Origin of the sequence: Pseudomonas nitroreducens TX1 (genome assembly GCF_000313755.1) — a bacterium.
GTDB classification, from domain to species: domain Bacteria; phylum Pseudomonadota; class Gammaproteobacteria; order Pseudomonadales; family Pseudomonadaceae; genus Pseudomonas; species Pseudomonas nitroreducens_A.
In genome coordinates, this window is the sequence record NZ_AMZB01000066.1 from 1 (window position 1) to 21,718 (window position 21,718).

Below are 21,718 nucleotides of genomic sequence, written 5' to 3' on the forward strand. Positions count from 1 at the left end.
AGTGTCCGTGCTAACGGGGTAGAACCCGATCCAGTTTTTGACCGAGGAAGGCGACCTTGTCCTTGATCCTTGGGCGGGCCGGAACATGACTTCGCTCGCTGCCGAACTGCTAGGCAGAACCTGGATGTCCGGGGAATTGATGCTGCAGCATCTCCGCACCGGTGCCGAGCTGTTCCGTGGGCGTCCAGGGTTCTGGCTGAACCCTCAGATTGCCGCGGCCTTCAGCGGCTGATCCGAGGCGAAGGACCTTCGATTTCTATTTGTAACCGTTTTTGGGTCGGATTAAGCCGCACAGGCCCTTTTCGCGCCTAGATCATGTGGTTGCACATCCCATCAACGGAGTTTTGCAATGCGTACTACCTCGAAGAAGGTCCTTCGCGTGATTCTGGACAGCCTTGGCCTGCCGGCCTCCCTTAGTCACTTTCTTGCCGAGAGCCCAGACCTGAAATTCAGCCCCGAGGGCCGCTCAAGAACTATCGACATCACCGACGTGGCTACCTGGCACGAATGGGGCAAGGGTAACCATGCGATCGGTAGCTGGCGGGCGGCGGGTGAGCTGCTCGGCTGGCGCTCTGAGGGTTCAGAGTTCTGCAGCTACCGCCTGACGATCGAGGCGCTGGCGCGGCTCGGCTGCACGGAGATCGTGAAGGACTGGGATTGTGAGATCCAGGACGTTGAGGGGATTGCAGCTTCAAAGGCAGACCTCGCGGCGTTCTCCACACTGGACGAGATGGCGATTCAGTGTGCTGGCTACCTCGCCGGAGAAGTGAGTAAACAGAATCTGGCTGCAAGCCTGGGCTGGCCTGGGGTCGCGATTCTGCACATGAACCAAACGGAGGACTATCTCGCCTACCATCAATGGGATCGCAGGGTGTTTTTGATGAACTCCGACGGCTCGCATCACTTCGTGGCTGGTCGCTACCTGGCAGCACGCCTCGGAGTGACGGTACCCCTGACTGCCAATCTGCACATTCACCGGATCTCTTCGCAGGCGGTCGCCGCGCTGGTGGCCGACTTCGAGATCTTCGCACTGTCGGACGATCCATCTGCTTTTGGGCAGTTCCATGACGCGATGAGAAGCTACCGTGCAGGCTACCTTTGGATCGATCTTCCCAGGCCCTACACTGGCGGCCGCGCGGTTTTCCTTCCACGAACGGACCATCGGTCCATGAAAGTTGCCTCCCTGCTTCGCGAAGAGGGGCACAGCGATCTTGGCGCTCACCTAATGGACCTCGCCCGGATCGAAGTACCTTTTCAGGGCGTACAGCGATCCGTCTCGGTGGGCGTCGAAGCTGGAAGCGCAGGCTCTCCTGCGTGAGTTTCCACTGCGGCCGGCGTTAACTCTGTCCGCTGATCAGCCCTGACCTCAGGGCTTGATCAGCTCCGGTAGGCAGTCTCGGAATCGCATCTGGATTTTCTTCATTGGCTCGTAGCACCGCGGATCGCCGGTGAGGATTGCTGCCAACATGCCTGTCATAGTCAGCAGGCCGTTCGAGCTCTGAATGATCTGCAGCACTAAGGGTATCGGATGGCCTTCTGCGTGACGTTGGAGGGGGTGAATGCCGCTGTGCACGTAGGAATTCATCGCTCCCCAGGTGACGTCCTTGAATTCCACCAGCATGCTCGAGGCCTCTGGTGGAGCCTTTTTCGTCACGGCATCGATCATCTCACTGACGGAGGGAAGATTCTTTGCCCTCTGCTCTGACTCAGTTGTCAGGGGGCTGAGCAGCTTTTCTACCGCCAGCTCCGGTGCAGCCCAGTGCACCCAGAATGCCCTGGTAAGGGCTTCAAACTGGAGCCGCATCATCGAGGCCGCTGACGTTGGGCACCCTGCTGTGTAGAGCGCGCGCAGCGCATGTGCATGTTCGATTGCCAGGCCGCAGGCCATCATCGCCGCCAAGAAGCGATCGCCTGGGTAGACCGGGGTACCCCCTACGATTGAGAGGATCTCTGCCTCCAACTCAGCTGAGCGAGCGAGCAGTTTTTCGAGTGCGGGGTCGGTCATCCGTGACAACTCTTTGGGTGATGGCATTGGATTCTTGCACAGGCGCCACCCCGAATCTGCCCTACGGCTCCCAACTGCAGCACTATCGGTCCTTCTGCTTCTGGCACGCGCCCGCTGGGGAAAAACTGGGCTCCATCTCTTCAGGTCGGAGCACAGCATGTCCCTTGCCACCCAGCATATCCGCAACATGGTCCAGTTGATCAACCAGGTGGGATACCACCAGCCGCGTGATGTATTCCGTGACTTCTGTGAGGCGGCAGCGATCGCCATCAGCAATGCAGTCGACAATTCCCTGCGAGAACCCCGCGAGAGGGAATATCTCCGTCTGATCAGCAAGTACAAGCCGTCGGACCAGAGCATCTTCTCCTCCCTGCTTTCCGAACTGGTCCTCGCACTGGAGAAAGCGCCTAGTGACATCCTTGGCCAGTTGTTCATGGAGTTAGGCGCATCAAGTGCCCAGGCCGGGCAGTTCTTCACGCCGACGTCGATCACGGACTTGCTTGGAAGCGTTGCGCTGGGCAATGGAGCTCAGGTCCGTGCGGACATTGAGGAGAGAGGATTTTTCACCGTTTCCGAACCCGCCGCCGGCTCCGGCGCGATGATCATTTCCCTCGCTCTTCAGCTCCAAGAGATGGGCATCAACTACCAGCAGCACCTCCACGCAACGCTGGTCGATATCGACTGTCGCGCCGTACACATGGCCTACCTCCAACTCAGCCTGCTGCATGTTCCCGCGGTGGTGATCCACGGCAACTCCCTAACTCTGCAGGAGCATTCTCGGTGGCGCACCCCTGCCCACGTGTCCGGTCTGTTCGAGATCAAGCTACGCCGTGGGTTCAGCCTGGATAGTGCGAGGGGACGAGGCTACATCGAGCCCGATCATCAGATTCCTGTGCAATCCGAGCCGAAAGCCTTGTTGGCCAGCTGAGCCGGCCACTGCGAGTTGGAAATCCGCTGCGGGGTTTGACCTTGTTGGGGCAGGAGCCGCCGTTATCCTTCCCTCAGTAGAATTTCCACTGGGAGTCCCTAAGTGAACGAGAAGCAGAATGCGCTGATGGCGGTTGCCGTCGGCGCCGTTGTATTGGGCCTGTCCACCGGCGGCTTTTTCCTGGCTTTGAGCGCCAAGAAGACCGCAGATCAGAACGCGGAGACTGTTGAGCAACTGAAACAGCAGCTTGTTGCGCTTCAGGCTCATGCGGCGGATGCGGACGGCAAGATCACCGGCGTGGTGGAGCTGGTGAAGAATCTGGTTGAGTGGAATCGCAAGGCGCCGACGGTTGAAGACAAGGCCTCATCGAACAAGGTCATTTCCCAGGACCAGCCCGCGGCGCCGGCGGTAGCCGTCGAGGCTCCTAGAACTGATCAGGCCACACAGCCGACGGCTGATAATGGCCGTAACACGATGGCCCTGGCTGAACTCCTTTCGGATGTCCCTAAGGCGGAAAGCACGGTTGATACCCTGTCTCCCGATAAGGTGGATAGCCTGTTGGTGGAGCGCATCAGTAGTAACTGGCACCGTCCTGCAAGCGCGAAGAACGGCATGCAGGTCACGATCGAAATCCAGATGGCCCGCAATGGCGCAATCAAGCAAGTGAAGGTCAAGAAAGGCAGTGGCGATGAAGCCTTCGATAAATCGGCAGTAAAGGCCATTCAGGACGTGAAGTCGGTTCCGGAGATTGCCAAGCTCTCCGACAACGTTTATCAGGCCATGTACGTTGAAAGGGCTGTCATTTTTACACCCGAGAGCCTCGGAAAATGAGGCTCTGACAGTGCCAAGTCTTGAGCACGAGAAACTCGTCGCGATGGGTGCGCGATGGTTCAAGAAGAACGGCTTCCCGGTCATTGCCACCGAGCTTTTCACCGTCGGGAGCCGCGAGCGGCCTGATGTCCTCGCCTTTCGTCAAACTGCATCGGCGCTAATTGAGGTCAAGGTCAGTTGGGCCGACTTCCGAGCCGACAGCGCAAAGCCTGAGCGGACTGCGGGAGGCCTGGGAAACTATCGCTTCTACCGCTGCCCAGAAGGGCTGATCCTGCCCGCTGACCTCCCCCCGCGATGGGAGCTCCTCTATGCAAAGGGGCGGAGTGTGGTCCCGGTAGTTTGCCCGAAGGGCAACTACTGGCCGGGCTTCCCCCGTACCCCGATTGAAGCGGACCTGGCTTCCGACTACATACCCTTCCTTCATCAACCCGACGCGGATGCCGAGCGATCGGCGCTCTTCTCTATCGCCCGCCGGCTCAGTTGATCCTCCCGCATGCTGCGAGTCTATGGATCTGGTACCCAGCCTCTACGCCAACAGCCGGGCGAGGACTAAGTCCTCCGGCCGCAGATGCGGCTGATGTCTACCGCTTCCCACATCCACATCGCAGAGCCGATTTTCACCCGAGCGCAAAGGTTCTGCAGGCTGTTGGGTGATGGGAAGGCCGCTATCTCACATGCTGGGGCGGCACGCATTTAAGATCGTTGAGCAGCGAAGGTGATGACTCACGGGGTGTGGGCATCAACCCGTGCGCGATCAAGCAGCAGAAGGAAAGAGTGGCAATGTGCTGCTATACCAATAGAACCCGTCGAAAACTGTCGCGCAGGAAGGGATCACCATGGATAGGCTAATCGTTGATTCAAGATCTATCTATAACTCTCCGTGGATGTCGCTATCGGTCGCAAAGATTACTCAATTGTTCTTTATTCTTTTTGTGTCACTTTTGACAATAACACTTCCTGGTTGTACCTCTCTTCAGTCATATCACCCATACAATGAGAAGCAACCTGAGCTTCAAAAGCTGAACTTTGTTCATCGCACCGACTGCTCGAAAGTTTCTAATAAAGAATTGAGCTACGGATTCATAGAGTTTGATGAATTCGGCAATCTTATGAATGTCAGGTCTTATAATAAGTTAATGAGTGAAATCCATAATACTAACCAGCCAGTGTTGTTGGTTAGTTACACGCACGGCTGGAAACATTCGGCTGATGATAAGGATGAAGACGTAAAAGAATTCAAGGGCGCCATGAAAAATATTGCGGCTATGGATAGCTGCTCGAACAGAAAGGTTATAGGGATTTATACAGGTTGGCGAGGCGGTGTTACCAAAATCCCAGTGCTTGAGAATCTCACCTTCTGGGATCGAAAAAATACAGCACATGCGGTGGGCGGTGGAGACATGACTGAAGTCCTGTTGCGCCTGGAAGGTGAGCGAAATTGGCACAACGCCAAGTACGCTTCGGTTGAAAAGAGTCGAATGATATATGTCGGTCACAGCTTTGGCACCGCAGTTCTGTATACGGCTCTAGCTCCAATTATGGTTGAACGATTCGTTCATAGCTCAGGTATTGGTGTTACTGGAGTTTGTCAGTCGGGAGCACAAATCGAAGGAGTTGGAGATCTCGTTGTCTTGCTGAATCCGGCCTTTGAGGCAATGAAATTTGGAAACCTTTTTAGGTTGACTCAGCAATGCCAGTTTACTTCTGTGCAACCGGTCGTTCTTGCGGTGGTGACTGGTAGGAATGACATCGCCACGGGCCGCGCCTTCCCTATAGCCCGTGGATTGCGGGCTAGCCTTCAGGAATATTGGCCCGGGAAAGATATTGGCTTCAAGGCGAACACTGAAGCCTTGGGACATTATGAGGACTACATAACGCATGACTTAAAAACGATAGACCACGAACAAGGTCAGAGTTCGGTAGCAACTAATAGAAATGATGATTCCTGTGACTTTCCATATGAAGACCCAACACGGGCAAAAGTGGCCGGCGGAATGATGGAGATGTTGAACTCTGAAAAGTCTGTCACGTACAAGTTCAAAAACTTCGATTTGGAGCTAACTCCTACAGCCAACCACCAGCCACACAGCCCGATAATGAATATCAGTGGTGATTCAGAGATAATTAATCACCATGGGGGCATTTACGGCTGTCGTCTTATGTCATTTATTGGGGAGCTGATCCACACTGGTGCGCCAGAGTTTCAGGTTAATCGCTCTTCTGCTAGAAATACTAAATAGTTCGAATATTTAGATAGAAAGCTGCCTCTCTAGGGAGGCAGCAGATCCGCGCGTTCTATTTTTTCTCACCAGCTGGGCCAACCTCTGGTCTCATCTTCTGCAACACGTTGATCAAGTCGGGTGAAACTGTATGGTCAGATGACTGTAGTTGCGCAGAGGCTTCTGGCACACCCTGCTATGAGAAAAATGGGCATCACCTTCAACGAGCTACTCGAAAGGAGTGCCCCATGATCAGCTTCACCAACGGATTCAACCCGGCCAATCTGAAAGACGTTCGCGAGTCTATCGCCAAGGCTCTTGCCGGTGCGGTGCCTGGAGTGGACTTCCAGGTCGGAAAGATCACCTACAGCGGTACCAACTGTACCATCAAGGTCGAAGCCAATATTCAGGGTCAGAAGACCAGAGAGCAGGAGACCCTAGAGATGTACGCCAAAATGTACGGCTTTGACGTCACACAGGAAAAGAGCCACCCCTCTCACGGTGCCTGTCGACTGGTTGGATTCAACCCTCGTGCCCGAACCACTCCGTGGATCGTGGAGTGCGCCAAAGGGCGCTACCGCTTCCACCAGGAATTGGTCCAGCAGATGTGGGGCAACGCCAAGCACTGACACCGATCCTGCAACTCAGCTGCTGCCAGGGCCCCTGGCAGCACCGCTACAATCGACACCCTATCTGCCTGCGCCGATGGGGTATCGGTGTTTTGCCGTTAGACCGAACCTGTTCGGTTAAGCTCTAGACTGAGCCTGGGCAGAACCACTGCTGCAGTGTTGATGACTCCCCTACGGCCCCAAGCCGCAACCAGTGCTGATCTATGAAAAAGAGTCTTGTAGACCAATCAGAAACGATGTCCATGGACGAGCAACTCAAGTCCGCGCTCATCGACATAGCATCAAAGAGTCCCAATACGGAGAGGGCTTACCGACAGGCTCGTGACCATTTCTCGAACTGGGGCGGCTATCTGCCGGCAACTGAAGCGATGGTGGACAGCTACGTCCGGTTCTATGCCAACAAACTGTCGATCAAGACCCTGGAGTTACGCATCGCGGCTCTGGCCAAGTGGCATAACGATTTCGGATTCCCCGACCCAACCAAGGGGAAACTGAAGGAAACGATGAAGGGAGTTCGAGCGCTCTACAATTCCCCCCCTAAAAAGGCGGCACCACTCGCGCTTGAGCACCTTGAATTGATGGTTGACTACCTTGACCAGGCCGAGCGCCAGGCAATCTCTGACGGAGATCATGCCCAACAACTTTTCGCATCACGCAACCGGGCTCTTGTGCTTATAGGGTTTTGGAGGGCATTCCGCGGTGACGAGCTGACCCGGCTCGTGGTGGAGAACATTACTGTGATCCCCAACAACAGGATGCAGATCTTCCTGAGTCGGACCAAGGGCGATCGAGAGGCTCGTGGTCGTGAGTTCACTGTGCCTGTGCTGGCCAGGCTCTGCCCTGTCACGGCATACATGCGTTGGCTACAGGACTCTGGCATCAGAAGCGGCCCCGTTTTCAGAGGGATCTCCCGGTGGGGACGTATAAGCGATACCGGCCTTACGGCTACCTCGGTTGGACCCATACTCCGTCACATCTCCACTGAGGCAGAGGAGTTCCGCCAACAGCGAGACGGGGATGTGGCTGTTGAACAGACAGCCAAGGTTCGATACACGAGCCACTCATTCCGGCACGGGTTCGCTACCTGGGCAGTTGAGGAGGGCTGGAGCCTCCTCAGCATGATGGAGTACGTCGGCTGGAAGAGCGTTCCGAACGCTCAGGGGTACATGCGGCCGAAATACAACTGGGGCGAGTTCGACCTTGAACGCAGCTCGCTCAGTTCACCACGGTGGGAGCTCGGCGCTGGAAATGTAATTCCGGGATTCGCTCATCGCCTCAGGGACGACGAATAGCAGGGTGCGAGGGCCCCGGACCTTTCCCTGCATCCATAAGAAAGCCGCCTGAGGGCGGCTTTTCCGATGCTGCGATGGCAGGTTAGAGGCTGCTGCTGAGCCCCCACAACCGCTTTATCTGAATACGATCAGGTCTGCTGGTAGTGCCACACCGAAGTGTTCAACGAGGCCGGCTCGGAACCACTCCCATTCCTCGGGGCCGGCAGGCTCGTGGGTGCAGTCAAGGCACTGGCCCTGGCCAGCCATTTGGTCCTCGATCTTCCGGTGGAGATCGATGCCGGATGCTTTAGAGAAGCGGCCGATGCTGTCTCCTGTGCTGCAGTTCACCCAGACAATGCTCCCTTCGTGGTTGACGAGGACCTCGTAGAGCAGATCGCTGCCCTCGGGCTGGATGATTGTCTGAGTGTGCATGCGGTATCTCTCAGTTGGTGGTTTCGCATTTGAACGGCTGGTCTCGAGCAGCTCGCCAGGCGCTGGCATAGCCGTTGTCGTGTGTTGCTCCTGGCACGACAACTGTCGATGTGCAGAGGGGTTTCAGCTTCTTTAGGTACGCCTGCAGCACGCCGGCGGGGATCACTTGGTCATCGTCCCCGATGAGGTGTTGCTGCGGGATGATCGCCAGCCGCGCCGAGTATGCCAAGGGTGATAGCGATCCGCTCAAGGGAGTGAGGTGCTTCAACCGAGCCCAGGTGTTCGGATCGAGGTTGCCCGCGATCGTTCGGACTTGTCGGACGTCGTTGCGCTCGCCGGCAAGAATCAGGGCGATTGCTGCGCCTCCGGAATACCCAACAAGCTCAAAGGTCTGAGTCTGGTAGCGGGCTTTCAGGCTATTCAGGGCGGAATTCATTGCGTCGACGGCCGCGCGCCCGAAGCGATCGGAGGTCCAGAGCGCGGGTTTGCATCCATCGGCCATCACGAACTGGCAGGGCCTGGCCAGGTACACCGCCGGCTCCGAGTCTTCGGCCGCAAAGACAGCCATTATCGACTTTCTCGGGGTCGGGTCTGTGCTGGGTTGGGTCCTGGTTGCCCAGGCGTGGCCGTCGCCTTCGATGTAGACCCTCAGCGTCTTGTAGTCCTTACCTGTCGGCAGCAATGCCTGTATCGGGTAAGGGGCGGTCTGCAGGACCTCAGGCCGTAGATGCGAGCCGCGGCTGGTACTGGCTAGGTCCACGGTGCTGGCGCAGCCGGTGAGAGCCATGAAGGCCCAGATACCTGCCAGACTGGGTTTGATGAAGCGGAGCATCGAAATCTCCCTGGTCACATGGACAAAGGCCCGCTGGTGGGCGGGCCTTTGTGTCTTGCTGGATGACTTCAGTTGAAGCTTAGAAGTCGTATCGGGCCTTGAGCGCGAAGGTGTCAGCGTTGAAGTCCGCTTTGCGCAGGTAGTTGTACGAGGCGCCGAAGGTTACCGCACCGACGCTGTACTCAGTACCCAGGCTGGCTTCGTAGCTGTCGCGAGTCGGCTCGGCGGCGTTGCTCACGAAGGCGTTGCCACCCAGCACGAAGGCGCTGGTGGTGTCGGCCTGGTCGGCGATGAGGTCGTGGTAGGCCATCAGGGTCAGTTCGGGCTTCAGAGTGCCGGTACCGACAGCGAAGTCCTTGGTGAAGCGCACACCGGCGCCCAGCTCTCCCACTTCGATGCGCTGGCCGTCTACGGACAGAGCGGCAGAGGAACCATGCTCGGTGTAGCCGTCGATCTTCAGGTTGCTGTAACGCAGCGCCGCGCGCGGTTCGACGATGTAGCCGTCGCCTACGTTGAAGCCATAGCCACCCAGGACGTTGATGCCGAACAGGTCGGAGTCGTAGTCGGCCTTGGCGGTGGTGCCGGCGATGTGGCGCTTGGATTCGTTGTCGCTCTTACCGTAGGTCAGACTTGCGTCGACAAAGATCGGGCCCTGCTCCCAGCTGCCGTAAGCGGTCAGTGCCTGGCTCTTCACGTCGGTACTGTTGTTGTCGTCGGAATCCACGTCGGTGCTGGCATAGCTGTAGGCAATACCGAGGGTGGTCTGCTCGTTCAGCTTGCCGTCGGCGCCGACGATGATGCCGTTGGTGCTAGCGTCGAAGCCCTCGATGGAGTTGCGACGACTCTGGTCTGCATCGCTGTGCAGCGCCTTCACCCATACGCCGGTTTCCTGCAGGACATCACCGGAGGACAGGCCCGACGAGGAACCGAGGCGGGTGTTGATCGCGGAGGAGACCAGCGACTGAGTGCCCATCGCGGCCTGGGTGGCACCGCCGTTGACTTGGGGAGCCAGTTGCTCCGACAGCTTGGCGAGTTCGGCCTCGGATGCGGTGGTGAATGCTTTGAAGACCTTGTCGTCAGCACTCATCTGGCCCAGGACAGAGTCCACGAACGGGGCGATGGCATTCTGCGCGTTGCGGCTGGATGCCTGGTCTTTCAGGGTGTCTTGGGCTTCCTCGCCGTCCTTGCTGGTAACCACCGCAGTAACCAGCTTCTGGCCGATCTGGAAGGACTTGATCTTCAGCAGCGCGGACGTGCTCTCAACCGCGAGGCCGGAGTTCTGGATGTCGTTGGCAGATACCAGGGTGTAGGAGGTGCCTTGGCGGGTACCGGTGAAGTCGTCGGGGTTGGCCGTGACGTTCAGCTTACTGCCTGAGGCGAAGCTGGCGGTGCCGCCAACGCTGACCACGGGGGTGGCCACGTCGGTGGAATCGCTCATGCGCACCTGCAGTGCAGCGCCGGAGTCGATGGACAGATTGCCGGAGATATCGGTGTGCAGTTCGGACAGGTTCAGCTGGCCACCCTTTACACGAACTTCCTTGGAGCCGATGGAGTTGCCGGTGTATTCGGCTGCACCATTCACGTCCATGGCCTGCAGGCCAGAGATGACGCCGTCGATGGTGCCACCGTTGAAGTGGAGAATGGTGCGCTGGTTGCCGACGATGGCGTTATCGCCGCCGCGGATCAGGCCGTCATTCTGGGTGATGAAGGTGGTGTCGGTGCCCACATCGCTCAGTTCACGGCTACCGATCTTGATTGCAGTGCCGTCGGCGATGATGTTGCCGGTGTTGATGATGCCGTTGGTGCCGTCGTAGGACTGCGGGCCGGTCGAGTCCATTACAACGATGGCGTTTGCATGGGTGCCATCATCACCGACGCTGCGAGCAACGATGCCCCCGGTGTTGACGATGGAGTTATAGCTGGTGTCGTCGACCAGCAGGCTGGTGGCGCTGGAGCCGGTGGCGCTCAGACCGCCGTTATTCAGCAGGTTGTTGCCGAACTTGACGTTGTCCAGTTCGATGCCGATGGAGTTGTCGCCGGAGATGCTCAGGTTGCCTTGGTTCTCGATGTCACCACCGATGGTGGTCAGGCCCAGACCGTTGGAGAAAGCGGTGATGCCTTTCGCACCGTCGCCAGTGGCGATGATGGTACCGGTGTTCAGGACGCCGCCTTTCAGCGTGCTGTTGCCGAGTTCGATGCCACGTACTTTGTCTGCGCCGGTACTGTCGGAGTCGTCGAGGACATCGATGGTGCCATTGTTGACGAGGTTCTTGGCATTGGCGCCGTCCAGAACGATGCCAACGGAGCCTTCGCCGGTGAGTTCGATGAGCCCGTTGTTGATGACGTCGCCTGCCACATCGGTGGTGACGATGGTGCCTTCGAGGTCTGCGACATCCAGATCGAGACCGTCAACGTACTGGCCTTCGGCGCTAATGTCGGCGTTGTTGATCAGGTCGCCGCGGATCTTCGCGCCTTCGAAACCTACCCCATCTTCACCCAGGGCACGTTTCGCGTCCCCGGTGAGGGTGACGTTAGCGTGATCGGTGAGGTTGAAACCAACCTCCGTACTGCCGCTTACATCTTGGGTGAGGTCGGTGACGCCAGAGGCGGCGTAGACCTGGGAGCTCGCGGCAATGGATGCGGCCAGCAGAGTCTTGCGCAGGGTGCTCTTACTCATGGGGTACTTCTGTCCTTGTGTGATGTGTTGTTCCTCCTTGAGCCGCTCTAGGTCGGCTACGTCAGACGCTCTATCGGCCATCGTATCTGGAGGTGAGCGTCACTCTAACGGCTGTTAGTTTTCCTTCAAGCGAAAATTGACGCCAAAATGCCAGCATTCCATTCCGAAAGATCGGAGATGAATTTCCTAGCTCAAGACGATGTAAATCAGTCCCTTAGATATACCTACGTCAACCACTCCCGATATTTCGACGGGAAATTGGCGCCCGAAATTCGGTTGTGACGCTTTTCACAAATGGCATGGCCTAGTAATATCACTCCCGATGTCTCACAGCAGACACACAAAGCTCCGTGCGTATGCGATTACGCAACCGCGGGGTCCGTTGAAATGAGGGGGGAGCAGTGCTCTCTACTAAAGCCGGGAACAGGCCCTAGCCTGGTCCTTCGCCTCCATTCGCCGAGAGCGAAGGGACGGTCTCTGCTTTAGTAGAGCGCACCTTAATGGGTGTTCCCCCCTGATCCATTGGAGGGGGGTACCATGCAGTCGAGTTCTACGATTTCAGTCGATAACCTTCAGGCCAGGGCTCGGGCGGCGGACGATGCTGCCAAGCAGGAGTTCCGGAACAAGGTTCTTTCCTACGCCAACGACTTCTGTTTCGCTTTGAAGGAGGCCAGCCGATTGCTCGGAGTGAGCGCCGGTTTCCTTCGGAAATACGCAGCGGCCCACAAGATCGAGTTCTCCGATCCTGAGAAACGAACCAAGGAAGAGGACAAGGCGATCTTCAAGCTGTATGAAGAGATCCGCCTTTCAAAGGAGCCGAAGCGTGTCGAGCCGCGCAAGCCTTACGTGCAAGCCGGCGAGCTGAAAATCCCACCGCAACTCGATCTGCTGTCCAAGAAGGCACACTGGGAACGCCAGAACAAGTTCCTGGAGCGCGTCCAAGAACTGGCTGAGACCATGACCATGAAAGAGGTCAGTAAGAGGGTCAATGTCAGCCTTCGATTCCTCAAGAACTTCGCATACGAGCATGACATCGAGTTCTTCGGCTCGAAGCCACGCCCCGCGAACGAAGCGCTTTCTCCGGTATTCATCGCCGAGGAACCGCCAAGTCCCCAGGCTATCTACTTCCTCACCCGCCCTGCCCCCAAGAGCCTCGAAATCATTCAGGCCGAAGCGGACGCCACCATCGAGCAAGCTACCGCTGAACCAGAAGTGCCCGTTGTTGAAGTGCAAGCTACACCGAAGCAACAGGTCCTGGAGCTGTCGGTTGGCCAGGGTGAAGTTCAGGCGATTGCTCTCCCGTCTGCTGCTCCTTCCGCGGTCCAGGTGATCGGAAAGATCCCGGTGCCGGCGGCGCTTCAGGCCGCTGACCGAAAACCCCGGCGCGACTCCAAGTCCGCAGGTGTCGCACGTACCGAACCACTGGTGCTCATGTGGTCCCCTGCTCCGACTATCTCCACCTTATTCGGGACACCTGCAAGCGAGGCTGTCTCCGGTCCGGACTTGAAGTGTCGCGATCATCTTGCAGCGGTGCTCGATCCACCGCTGGATCTGGTGCTCGATCCTGCGGACCATCAAGCAATCGACTTCCATCAGTTGCATGCCATAGGCGAGTCAAGTTCGCATCAGGTCCGTTGTCATAGCCGAGGCATGAGGGCTCCGCCGCAGAAGCCCATGCTGACAGTGGTAGTCACACGCAACGACACGCCCCCTGTGGAACAGAAAGCAACCTGCGATCCAGGATTGGTATGCCGTGAGCACGGAAAGAATGGACGTAAGCCACCGGATGGCCGGGCCCAGGGATTAGGGGGATCTTTGGTGGTTCAGTTGCACCGACGAAGCCGGATACCACCTGGCGTTGCGCGCCGGCGCGATCCCAGCACGAGTCCATGTACTCGGGCAATGGGCGTTCTCTACGGGGCGGCACCCGAACAGATCGCCATGTGTACGTGAGGCTCCAAGCCCAGTTATCAAGGCCGTCATCGCGGCTTAGAAGAGTGCCTTGAGCCAGTTGCCTCCCTCTGCCCTACCCTCTCTGCGGCCAGCTGCTCATTCTGAGCGCGGCCGCATTGAGAGCTTCGTCTTCGCAGCCATTTTGGCCTGCTCCCCTACCGCATCACGCACTTTCAGTTTCTTCAGCGCTTGGTTCTGTCGCTTCCGCTGCAGGAACGTCCCCATCCCCCGATACTCAACGAACAGGTCCAGGTCCTCGTCCTTGTTGGGGCGAATCAGGGCGATGTAGCCCTTCGAAATATAACGGGCAGGCTTGTCTTCTCGTTTCCCGCCCAGCAGCAGTCCCTTCCGATCATGGTGGACCACGATGCCGATGAAGTGCGTGCCCGAGATCAGAATGATCGAGATCTCGACCTGGTGCTCCAGGCAGTAGTCAAGGTAGCGATTTTGCTCAACTTGGGAGCGGTCTATCATCGGCGTCAGCGTCTGTGGGGGGTTACACATCCTTGTGCCCTTCTGAGAGTGTTTCGTCAGGCAACATAAAGCCGCGCCTCTTGTGGGGGGCGGCTACTAAGCATGATTCATACCCGGATACTATCGGATTGCCATCGTTTTTTCCCCCTCTCTCATTACTCCAGGGGGCAAAAACATCAGCGGGATGCTATCCAGCTGATTTCATCCATGTGGCGCGAAGCGGCGAGGTTTCGACCGCTCCGGAAAAGAAGAATTCTACGGAACGTGCAGCAGGCCCGTGATAATCAACAATCTTATCGGGAATTGCTAACTCAGGCCGATGACTGGATCACTCAGCGGGCGCGCGGAAGGTCCCGCCAACTGGTTGTGTACGAGGGGGACAGCATTTCTCGCCGCATTGCCCAGCCAGCCTCCGCGGGAATGGAAGCGACTCGCAGTGCGCCACGGCCGAAGCGCTGATTCACCAGATCCATCGTGGCCATCAACTGATCCGCGTTGCGGCGTGGCTTGGGCGCGAACAAGTCCTGCGTCAGACCCTCGAGCTGGCTCAGCCTGCCGAGCTGAATGGTGCACTTCGAGTACGCCACGCCAGGCCGGTAGATTTCCTGCAGCCCCTGGCCGGCGGCCAGGATCAAGTCGCGGGTATCTGCAGTTGGTGTCATGAGGGGAATCCGAACACCGTTCCAGTAGCGACTGCTCGGGTCATCGAACTGACTGGTTTGGACTGAAACAAAAAGCTCACTACAGACTGAGCTTTGCTCGCGCAGTTTCTCAGCTGCGCGGGAGGTGTACGCAGCCACCGACTGGCGGAGCTCCTCGATGTCGAAGACGCGCCGGCCGAACATCTTCGAACAGACGATCTCCTTCTTCGGCTCTGGCGCTTCGTGGAGATCCAGCCACTGCTCTCCACTTAGCTCACGTGCAGTGCGCTCGAGCACTTTTGAGAACATCTTTCCTATGTGCCGCGGGTCAGCACTCGCCAGGTCGAAAGCCGTTTTGATGCCCATCGTTTCGAGTTGGCTGGAAAGTTTGCGGCCGACTCCCCAGACCTCCCCAACCGGTGCCAGTTTGAGTAGGCGTTGCTGGCGCTTGGGGTCCATCAAACTCACAACCCCGCGGGTGGCGGGCCATTTCTTACCTGCCCACTGGGCGAGCTTGGCTAACGTCTTGGTCGGGCCAATGCCAATGCCTACAGGCATTCCTACCCAGACCTTCACTCGCTTCTGAATATCGAGACCCAACTGCTCAAGGTCCCCTTGATGACCAGTGAGATCAGCCCAACATTCGTCACAGCTATACGGTTCTATTCGTCCCACCAGCGTGCTGATGGTACGCATTACTCGGTTGGATACGTCCGCATTTATGTGGAATAGAAAATCAAGTCAGTCGAATTGGTCTGCTGATGATCGCATCTCCTGTATGGCCACGGCGCCACCAATGTTTCCGGCCGTGCCTATGACCAGCGCGCTTTTTGTAACCATGATAATCAGAGGTCGGCCAAAACTGCCTGCTGGGGCCGGCTGAAATCGCCCTATAGCTGCCGATTGGATCTATTGCCCGAAGGTGACTACGAGACGGGGGGCGATTCAGTCCATTCCTGGCCTGCAGCCTTTTCTTTAGCTCAAACCCCTTGTTTAGCTGGACAGCTAAACAAGGGGTTTGAGCTAAAGAAAAGCAGTATTAGGCAAGTCTCCCGCCGGTTTCCGTCAGTCGTGACAGGCCGGCCCCTACGATTATGGATTCGCTAGCGGCCTGCGGCAGGCGTTAGCAATGGTGTCGACGAGCAGACCACGACTCGCCTTGCACCTCGGGTGAGAGCTACGTAGAGGTGTTGAGCCGTCATACGCTCGGGCTCAAGAATGACCGCGACGTCCGCCTCCAGCCCTTTCAGAAGAAGCGTGCTTCCAACTGCGCGCCTGCCCAGTGGCCGACTCAAATGGCGGTTTCGCTCGCGGGCTTGAATTGCCGCGCCAATGAACCCACCTCCGTCCTCGGCGGATCTCAGCGCTGAAATACAGCAGTGCAGCACTTCGGGTCGGTAGACACGCGCACCGTGTTGGTCCGCGAGGGACTGGAGCAGGTCAATTGAAGTCGCGTAGTTGGGAGCCGCTATGAAAGCCACTGCTGAGGCTTCTGTAGGAGTCGCGGGCGTGCGAGCCCGGCCGCCTCGTATCGTTTCGACTCGCGCGAGCAAGTTTGCAGCACCCACTCCAGTCATCAGTGAAGTGGCAAACTCGGCAATCTGGCGCAACGCATTGGGACTCGCCAAATCGAACCGGCGAGCGAAGTTCACAAGATCTTTCAGGTCGACCGCTTCAACGGCAGTGGCGCCCGGCGTCTGCATGGTCAGTTGATGGCGACCATTAACATTGATGGAGTCGCCAATGACGAGAACGCGGCCGTCACGGTTTGGTGCTTCTGTTCGGGCTGCAACCAGTCGCTGCTGCAATTCCATGCCTTGGGTTAATTGAACCCACTGGACTCCCTCCGGCGCTCCACGCAGGTCCACAGGTTGACCAGCCTGCAATGATACGCGGGCATGAAGTAGCCAAGCTCCCAGCGCGTCCATACCTGCGAGGCGCCATCGCCAAGGGGTCTGCAGTGTGCCGATAGGCGGGAACTCAGCCTGAGCCTCCAGCTCCCAGTGCACCAATGGGTCGCGGAAGCCGAATATCGCCTGCATCGGGTCACCAAGGATGCAAGTTGGCAGAATCCGCGCTAGGGCGCAGACGAGGGCATGCTGTGCGGTGTTGCAGTCCTGGTACTCGTCGACCAACAAGCGCGAATATGTCGACGTTATGGGGTCACTGATGTGACCGGTCTGCAGAAGACCTTGCACGGCCCCTCGAATGGCAGGGTAGTCCGCGTTCGGATTGGCCAGTTCGAGAACACGCGCGTCGAGGCCCGCTCGGAGCGGAAACTTGCCCGCTAGCCGCATCGCAAAGCCGTCGATGGTAGATACTCTGTACGCTGAGGTGGGGACGCCACCGCGCTGGAGCCTAGTGCGCAGAGCAGTGGCGCCAGCGTTTGTGTGCGTCAACACCAAGACTGGCTTGCTGTCGGTGTATTGACTCAGCGCATCCGCGATGAGTTGGGTCTTGCCGCATCCCGCCGGTGCAGTGACTGAGCCTAGGCGCGCTTGAATAATGTCTATTTCAGGTGGCGGCACTCGTCCACCTCCAGAGCTGGTTCGTAATGTCGACGAAGCCCGGCTCTGCATTCCGTATGTGAGGGCCGACGATGTCTTTGGCAATTTCCTGGAAACCGCTCACTGACTTGAACCAGCCGTTTTTGTTGTTGCGAGCGGCAAGTCCGAGCAAAGCTCGGCTTGCAGGTGAGTAACCGCCATTCGTCCGTTCGGCCTCTATGGCCTCCAAGGTGACTTGGCCGCTCGACTTCGACTTGATGTGCTCAGCCATGAGGTCCCGGCCGACCATCTCGTCTGCCTTATTCAGCAGCGCATGCACCGCGTCATTGCTTGAGTGGAGAAATAGCTCGTCCTCAAGCGCCAGACCGGGGCGCCACGTGATGTACTGGCCGCCAGCCGCAGTGAATCTCTCGACAAGTCCGACAGTTGCAACAGGCTTGTCTGCGTCCACGAAGACGAGGACGCGATAGCCCAACTTGAGGAACGCCTCCCCGCGTGTGAAGCATTGGTCGGGGCTTCCTCCACCTGCGTCCACGTACGAGCCTCCATGAGCAAGGAACGAGGTCGCGCCACAGTTGACCCACCACTGGTCCATCCCGCGAGCGAATCCGACCTCGCTGGCGCCTTCGCAGACGATGACGGATTTGGACAGAAAGGCCTCGGCCGCCTTGCGCAAGGTGCCCTGGATACCGTCGTCCGTACCGGCGCATGTGGCCGAGTGAACGCCCAAACGCTGGCGCACGACGAAAAGCTGTTTAGCAGCAAGCTCCCTAAGCGTCACCGGCGAATGGGTCGTCATAAAGACCTGTAGCGGCTGGGCCTCGTCCTTCGCACCGAGTGAGTCGAGCAGGCGCATGAGCCTGTGCGGCTCAAGTCCATACTCGACTTCATCTACTAGGGCAACGGTGGCAGCCGCTGCTGCGGCCCTTTGCAATCCTGCTACAAGGAGCCGCCCAGAACCGGTGCCCAGCGACCGCAGAGGAATGCCGGCCTCGCTGTGAAGCGCAATAGCACCATCGCCAATCGACACCGAATGAGCATCAAGTAGTGCCTGAGCGCTCGCACCGATTGCAACACCCAGGCCGGTAGCTGTCTGGGTGACCACTTGCAGGGTCTGAGCGAGTTGAGGGCCAGCCTGTGCGCCGAAGGTGGCCCGGGCGGCGCGAGCCGCGCTGGCGAGTTCCGAGCCAAGGTTCGCGCGCTCCTCCGTGAGCCGGTTCAACACCGATCCCCTAGCCCAGGAAAGGTTCGTGTTTGCGTAGGTGCCGATTCGGGCTGGTGCCAGGAGACTTCGATCCTTCCAAGCTAGAGACCGTTCCAGTCGTTGTTGATCGGCTCGATTGGAGTAAAGCGTCCAGCTCGGCTCGAGGTCGCTCGCGACCTCGAGCTTCAGCGTCAGAACCGTTTCCAGGCCTGCCCGCGGCTCGTCTTCTAGCTGCCCAGTGCCAAGGTCAAACCCGCGAAGGAACTCTCCGTAGGTGTCGATGTTTTTCAGCTCGTCGGGTAGTGCGCCGAGCGTGACTGCAATCACGATGGTCCGAGTGACGTCTAGTCCGAAGAAGTCCGTGTCGCCGAAAGGTGCGCTTCTTCGCGCTCCAAGGCACAGGTCTATGGCATCCAGGATGCTTGACTTGCCGCTGTCTCCCGGGCCAATTAGGCAGTTCACGCCGTTGGACGGTGTCCAATCGAGCGCTTGTATCGATCGGAAATTGCGAATTTCAAGATGACGGACTCGCGTCATGTTTCCTCTCAGTTGGTTTGGCTAATATCCCGACGCGACGGTGAGTTGCCCAAGGGATGCACGGACACTCGTCAGGAATCACCGAACATCAGCTCCCCCAAGCAAACCGATCACCGAGAGTCTAGACGCTGATTGACCGCATGCAGCCGTCACCGCACTAACGAGTGAGCTTCTGCTATTGGCCGCTAGCGGCCTCAAAGAGGCGCCGGCTTGCGGCGCGGCGCCAACGATGGAACATGATCAAACCTCAGTCTGCTCCGCCATTTCCAGAGCGTCATCAACCTCGATACCCAAGTACCTGACAGTGCTCTCCAGCTTTGTATGGCCGAGCAGCAACTGCACTGCTCTCAGGTTTTTCGTTCTGCGATAGATCAGTGATGCTTTGGTTCGACGAAGCGTATGGGTTCCGTAGAGCGTGGGGTCGAGACCGATTGTGGTTACCCAGGCTTTCACAATGCGGGCGTACTGCCTTGTGGATATGTGAGCTGAGCGACGAGCACGACTGGGGAAAAGAAAATCGTCGTTGCGACGGCGAGCAGCACTGATCCAAGCTTCAACTGATGCTCTCGTCTGAGCGGTGATTTCGAATTGCACCGGGCGCTGGGTCTTCTGCTGCATCACGATCGCGCGCGTCGACACGTGATCACCATGAGCTATGTCCCTGACGCGCAGCTTCGTTAAATCGCAAGCTCGAAGCTTGCTGTCGATGGCAAGGTTGAACAGCGCCAGATCACGATCCTTGTTTGCGATTTCCAGTCGCACTCTGATAGCCCAAATGTCCCGAAGTCGCAGCGGTGCTTTTTGGCCGACCAGTTTGCCCTTGTTCCAAGGTTCGCGAGCTTTCGATGTGAGTGTGGCCATGATTTGTCCTCCACATGGGTGAAGGACTAGGGTGCATCGCTCGTAGCCTCAGGGCCGCTTCCACCCAGTGGCAGACGCTACCAAGCAATGCAAATGACGGTTCACCGGGTATTAGTCCCGGATTGAGCCTGACTTCTGTAAATGTGAATTCCTCCCCTTCCGCGCTCGCCCCCATCATGCCGGGCATAACCCACAAAGCGGATACACGGCATGACCGATTTCGATCCCTCGGCATGGCTGGGGCGTACCCAGGAAGTGCACGACCAGCTCAGCCGCAACCTCGTGCAGCGCATCGCGGCCACCTTCAGTGCAACGGCGCCGGCCCACGGCGAAGAGCTGCCGTGGCTCTGGCACTGGTGCTTCTTCAACGATCAGGTGGCCGGCAATCGCCTCGGCCCGGACGGCCACCCAACCCTGGGTACCTTCATGCCGCCGGCCCACGGGCGCAATCGCATGTGGGCCGGCGGCCGGCTGGAGTTTCTCGAACCCTTGCGCGTCGGCGCCGAAGCCTTCCGCAAGACGCGCATCGAGCGCATCGAGGAAAAAGCCGGGCGCACCGGCTCGCTACTGTTCGTGACCCTCGCCCATGAGTACTGGCAGGGCCAGCAGCTGTGCCTGCGCGAGGAACAGGACATCGTCTACCGCGAGCCCACGCCGCCCAAGCTGAGAGCCGGTGAAGCCGCTCCGCTGGCGGACTGGGAGGAAAGCGTCGCGCCCGATCCGACCCTGTTGTTCCGCTACTCGGCGGTGACCTTCAACGCCCACCGCATCCACTTCGACTGGCCCTACGTCACCGCCAGCGAGGGCTATCCGGGGCTGGTGGTACACGGCCCGCTGACGGCCACCCTGAGCCTGGCCGCGTTCGTGCGCGCCAACCCGCTGGCCCGCGTGCGGCGCTTCAGCTTCCGTGGCCTGCGCCCACTGATCGCGCCCGAACCCTTCCGTGTTGCCGGCCGCCACACCGAGCCCGGCGTGGCCGAGCTGTGGGCCGCCAATTCCGGCGGCGTGAGCCAGCGCGCCGACGTTCTGTTCGACTGACCCAGATATTTCAAGGAACTCCCATGACCCACCGCAACATCGACGAACTCAACGCCATCCGTGAAGGCGTGCGCGCTCTCTGCGCGGAATTCCCCGCCGAATACTGGCGCAGGATCGACGAAGAAAAGGGCTTCCCCGAAGCCTTCGTGAGCGCCATGACCGAAGCCGGCTGGCTCTCGGCGATGATCCCGGAAGAATACGGCGGCTCCGGCCTGGGCCTGGCCGAGGCCTCGGTGATCCTTGAAGAAGTGAACCGCTGCGGCGGCAACTCCGGGACCATCCACGGGCAGATGTACAACATGTTCACCCTGCTGCGGAACGGTAGCGCCGAGCAGAAAGCCTACTACCTGCCCAAGCTCGCCAGCGGCGAACTGCGCCTGCAATCCATGGGCGTCACCGAGCCCACCACCGGCACCGACACCACCAAGATCAAGACCACCGCCGTGCGTAAGGGCGACAAGTACGTGATCAACGGCCAGAAGGTGTGGATCTCGCGCATCCAGCATTCCGACCTGATGATCCTGCTGGCGCGCACCACACCGCTGGCCGAGGTGAAGAAGAAGTCCGAGGGCATGTCGATCTTCCTCGTCGACCTGCACGAGGCTATCGGCAACGGCCTGACCGTGCAGCCGATCGCCAACATGGTCAACCACGAGACCAACGAGCTGTTCTTCGACAA

At 58.5% G+C, this 21,718-nt stretch carries 20 protein-coding genes; 11 read left to right on the top strand and 9 right to left on the bottom strand.

Annotation, left to right across the window (positions count from 1 at the left end; all coding sequences use genetic code 11):
- Positions 1 to 37 precede the first annotated feature (37 nt).
- On the top strand, positions 38 to 232 hold the full coding sequence (locus C167_RS35350; protein WP_017516679.1) for a DNA methyltransferase: 195 nt from the start codon (positions 38 to 40) through the stop codon (positions 230 to 232).
- A 117-nt stretch (positions 233 to 349) separates the two neighbouring features.
- Positions 350 to 1,318, top strand: a complete 969-nt coding sequence (locus tag C167_RS33195) for a DUF6685 family protein (RefSeq protein WP_017516680.1) — start codon at positions 350 to 352, stop codon at positions 1,316 to 1,318.
- 48 nt (positions 1,319 to 1,366) lie between these two features.
- Here C167_RS33195 and C167_RS0102430 read toward each other — a convergent pair whose 3' ends face one another.
- A complete protein-coding gene (locus C167_RS0102430; RefSeq protein ID WP_017516681.1) occupies positions 1,367 to 2,005 on the bottom strand; it encodes a DUF6988 family protein in 639 nt (212 codons plus the stop codon).
- A 157-nt stretch (positions 2,006 to 2,162) separates the two neighbouring features.
- On the opposite strand from C167_RS0102430, the gene C167_RS32090 reads away from it, so the two are divergent.
- The 6 genes from C167_RS32090 to C167_RS32095 all read left to right on the top strand — a co-directional run bounded on the left by C167_RS32090 (position 2,163) and on the right by C167_RS32095 (position 7,904).
- Positions 2,163 to 2,933, top strand: coding sequence for an N-6 DNA methylase (locus C167_RS32090; RefSeq protein WP_017516682.1), 771 nt, complete (start codon positions 2,163 to 2,165; stop codon positions 2,931 to 2,933).
- Between the two features lie 102 nt (positions 2,934 to 3,035).
- Positions 3,036 to 3,764 carry an energy transducer TonB gene (locus C167_RS0102440; RefSeq protein WP_017516683.1) on the top strand — a complete coding sequence of 243 codons (729 nt, stop codon included), beginning with the start codon at positions 3,036 to 3,038 and terminating at the stop codon, positions 3,762 to 3,764.
- A gap of 10 nt (positions 3,765 to 3,774) precedes the next feature.
- The gene (locus tag C167_RS0102445; protein WP_017516684.1) at positions 3,775 to 4,248 is read left to right on the top strand and encodes a hypothetical protein; all 474 of its coding nucleotides are present in this window, start codon (positions 3,775 to 3,777) and stop codon (positions 4,246 to 4,248) included.
- A 352-nt stretch (positions 4,249 to 4,600) separates the two neighbouring features.
- Complete coding sequence (locus tag C167_RS34405; protein WP_157791813.1) at positions 4,601 to 6,004, top strand: hypothetical protein; 1,404 nt, start codon at positions 4,601 to 4,603, stop codon at positions 6,002 to 6,004.
- 227 nt (positions 6,005 to 6,231) lie between these two features.
- Positions 6,232 to 6,612 (top strand): hypothetical protein, encoded by a 381-nt coding sequence (locus tag C167_RS0102450; protein WP_017516685.1) that lies wholly within the window; start codon positions 6,232 to 6,234, stop codon positions 6,610 to 6,612.
- A gap of 242 nt (positions 6,613 to 6,854) precedes the next feature.
- On the top strand, positions 6,855 to 7,904 hold the full coding sequence (locus C167_RS32095; protein ID WP_235154277.1) for a tyrosine-type recombinase/integrase: 1,050 nt from the start codon (positions 6,855 to 6,857) through the stop codon (positions 7,902 to 7,904).
- A gap of 114 nt (positions 7,905 to 8,018) precedes the next feature.
- On the opposite strand, the gene C167_RS0102460 is transcribed toward C167_RS32095, so the two are convergent.
- The 3 genes from C167_RS0102460 to C167_RS0102470 all read right to left on the bottom strand — a co-directional run bounded on the left by C167_RS0102460 (position 8,019) and on the right by C167_RS0102470 (position 11,824).
- On the bottom strand, positions 8,019 to 8,315 hold the full coding sequence (locus C167_RS0102460) for a hypothetical protein (protein ID WP_017516687.1): 297 nt from the start codon (positions 8,313 to 8,315) through the stop codon (positions 8,019 to 8,021).
- Between the two features lie 10 nt (positions 8,316 to 8,325).
- Positions 8,326 to 9,147: an alpha/beta hydrolase gene (locus C167_RS0102465; RefSeq protein ID WP_017516688.1), complete on the bottom strand. Its 822-nt coding sequence runs from the start codon at positions 9,145 to 9,147 to the stop codon at positions 8,326 to 8,328.
- Between the two features lie 79 nt (positions 9,148 to 9,226).
- Positions 9,227 to 11,824: an autotransporter outer membrane beta-barrel domain-containing protein gene (locus tag C167_RS0102470; protein WP_017516689.1), complete on the bottom strand. Its 2,598-nt coding sequence runs from the start codon at positions 11,822 to 11,824 to the stop codon at positions 9,227 to 9,229.
- 537 nt (positions 11,825 to 12,361) lie between these two features.
- On the opposite strand from C167_RS0102470, the gene C167_RS0102475 reads away from it, so the two are divergent.
- Entirely contained in the window at positions 12,362 to 13,777 is a 1,416-nt protein-coding gene (locus C167_RS0102475; protein WP_017516690.1) for a hypothetical protein, read from the top strand.
- Positions 13,778 to 13,873: 96 nt separating this feature from the next.
- On the opposite strand, the gene C167_RS0102480 is transcribed toward C167_RS0102475, so the two are convergent.
- The 5 genes from C167_RS0102480 to C167_RS0102500 all read right to left on the bottom strand — a co-directional run bounded on the left by C167_RS0102480 (position 13,874) and on the right by C167_RS0102500 (position 20,001).
- Positions 13,874 to 14,281, bottom strand: a complete 408-nt coding sequence (locus C167_RS0102480; protein ID WP_200860142.1) for a hypothetical protein — start codon at positions 14,279 to 14,281, stop codon at positions 13,874 to 13,876.
- Positions 14,282 to 14,583: 302 nt separating this feature from the next.
- Positions 14,584 to 15,615: a DUF4113 domain-containing protein gene (locus C167_RS0102485; protein WP_268744081.1), complete on the bottom strand. Its 1,032-nt coding sequence runs from the start codon at positions 15,613 to 15,615 to the stop codon at positions 14,584 to 14,586.
- 380 nt (positions 15,616 to 15,995) lie between these two features.
- A complete protein-coding gene (locus C167_RS0102490; RefSeq protein WP_051167936.1) occupies positions 15,996 to 17,471 on the bottom strand; it encodes a UvrD-helicase domain-containing protein in 1,476 nt (491 codons plus the stop codon).
- Complete coding sequence (locus tag C167_RS0102495; protein WP_003125303.1) at positions 17,407 to 19,140, bottom strand: ATP-dependent nuclease; 1,734 nt, start codon at positions 19,138 to 19,140, stop codon at positions 17,407 to 17,409. Before C167_RS0102495 ends, C167_RS0102490 begins: the two co-directional genes overlap by 65 nt.
- A 240-nt stretch (positions 19,141 to 19,380) precedes the next feature.
- Complete coding sequence (locus tag C167_RS0102500) at positions 19,381 to 20,001, bottom strand: tyrosine-type recombinase/integrase (RefSeq protein ID WP_017516693.1); 621 nt, start codon at positions 19,999 to 20,001, stop codon at positions 19,381 to 19,383.
- Between the two features lie 210 nt (positions 20,002 to 20,211).
- Between C167_RS0102500 and C167_RS0102505 the strand changes: the two genes are divergently transcribed.
- Positions 20,212 to 21,039, top strand: a complete 828-nt coding sequence (locus C167_RS0102505; protein ID WP_003159702.1) for an FAS1-like dehydratase domain-containing protein — start codon at positions 20,212 to 20,214, stop codon at positions 21,037 to 21,039.
- Between the two features lie 23 nt (positions 21,040 to 21,062).
- Positions 21,063 to 21,718: acyl-CoA dehydrogenase family protein (locus tag C167_RS0102510; protein ID WP_017516694.1), on the top strand; the 656-nt coding region annotated here is incomplete at its 3' end.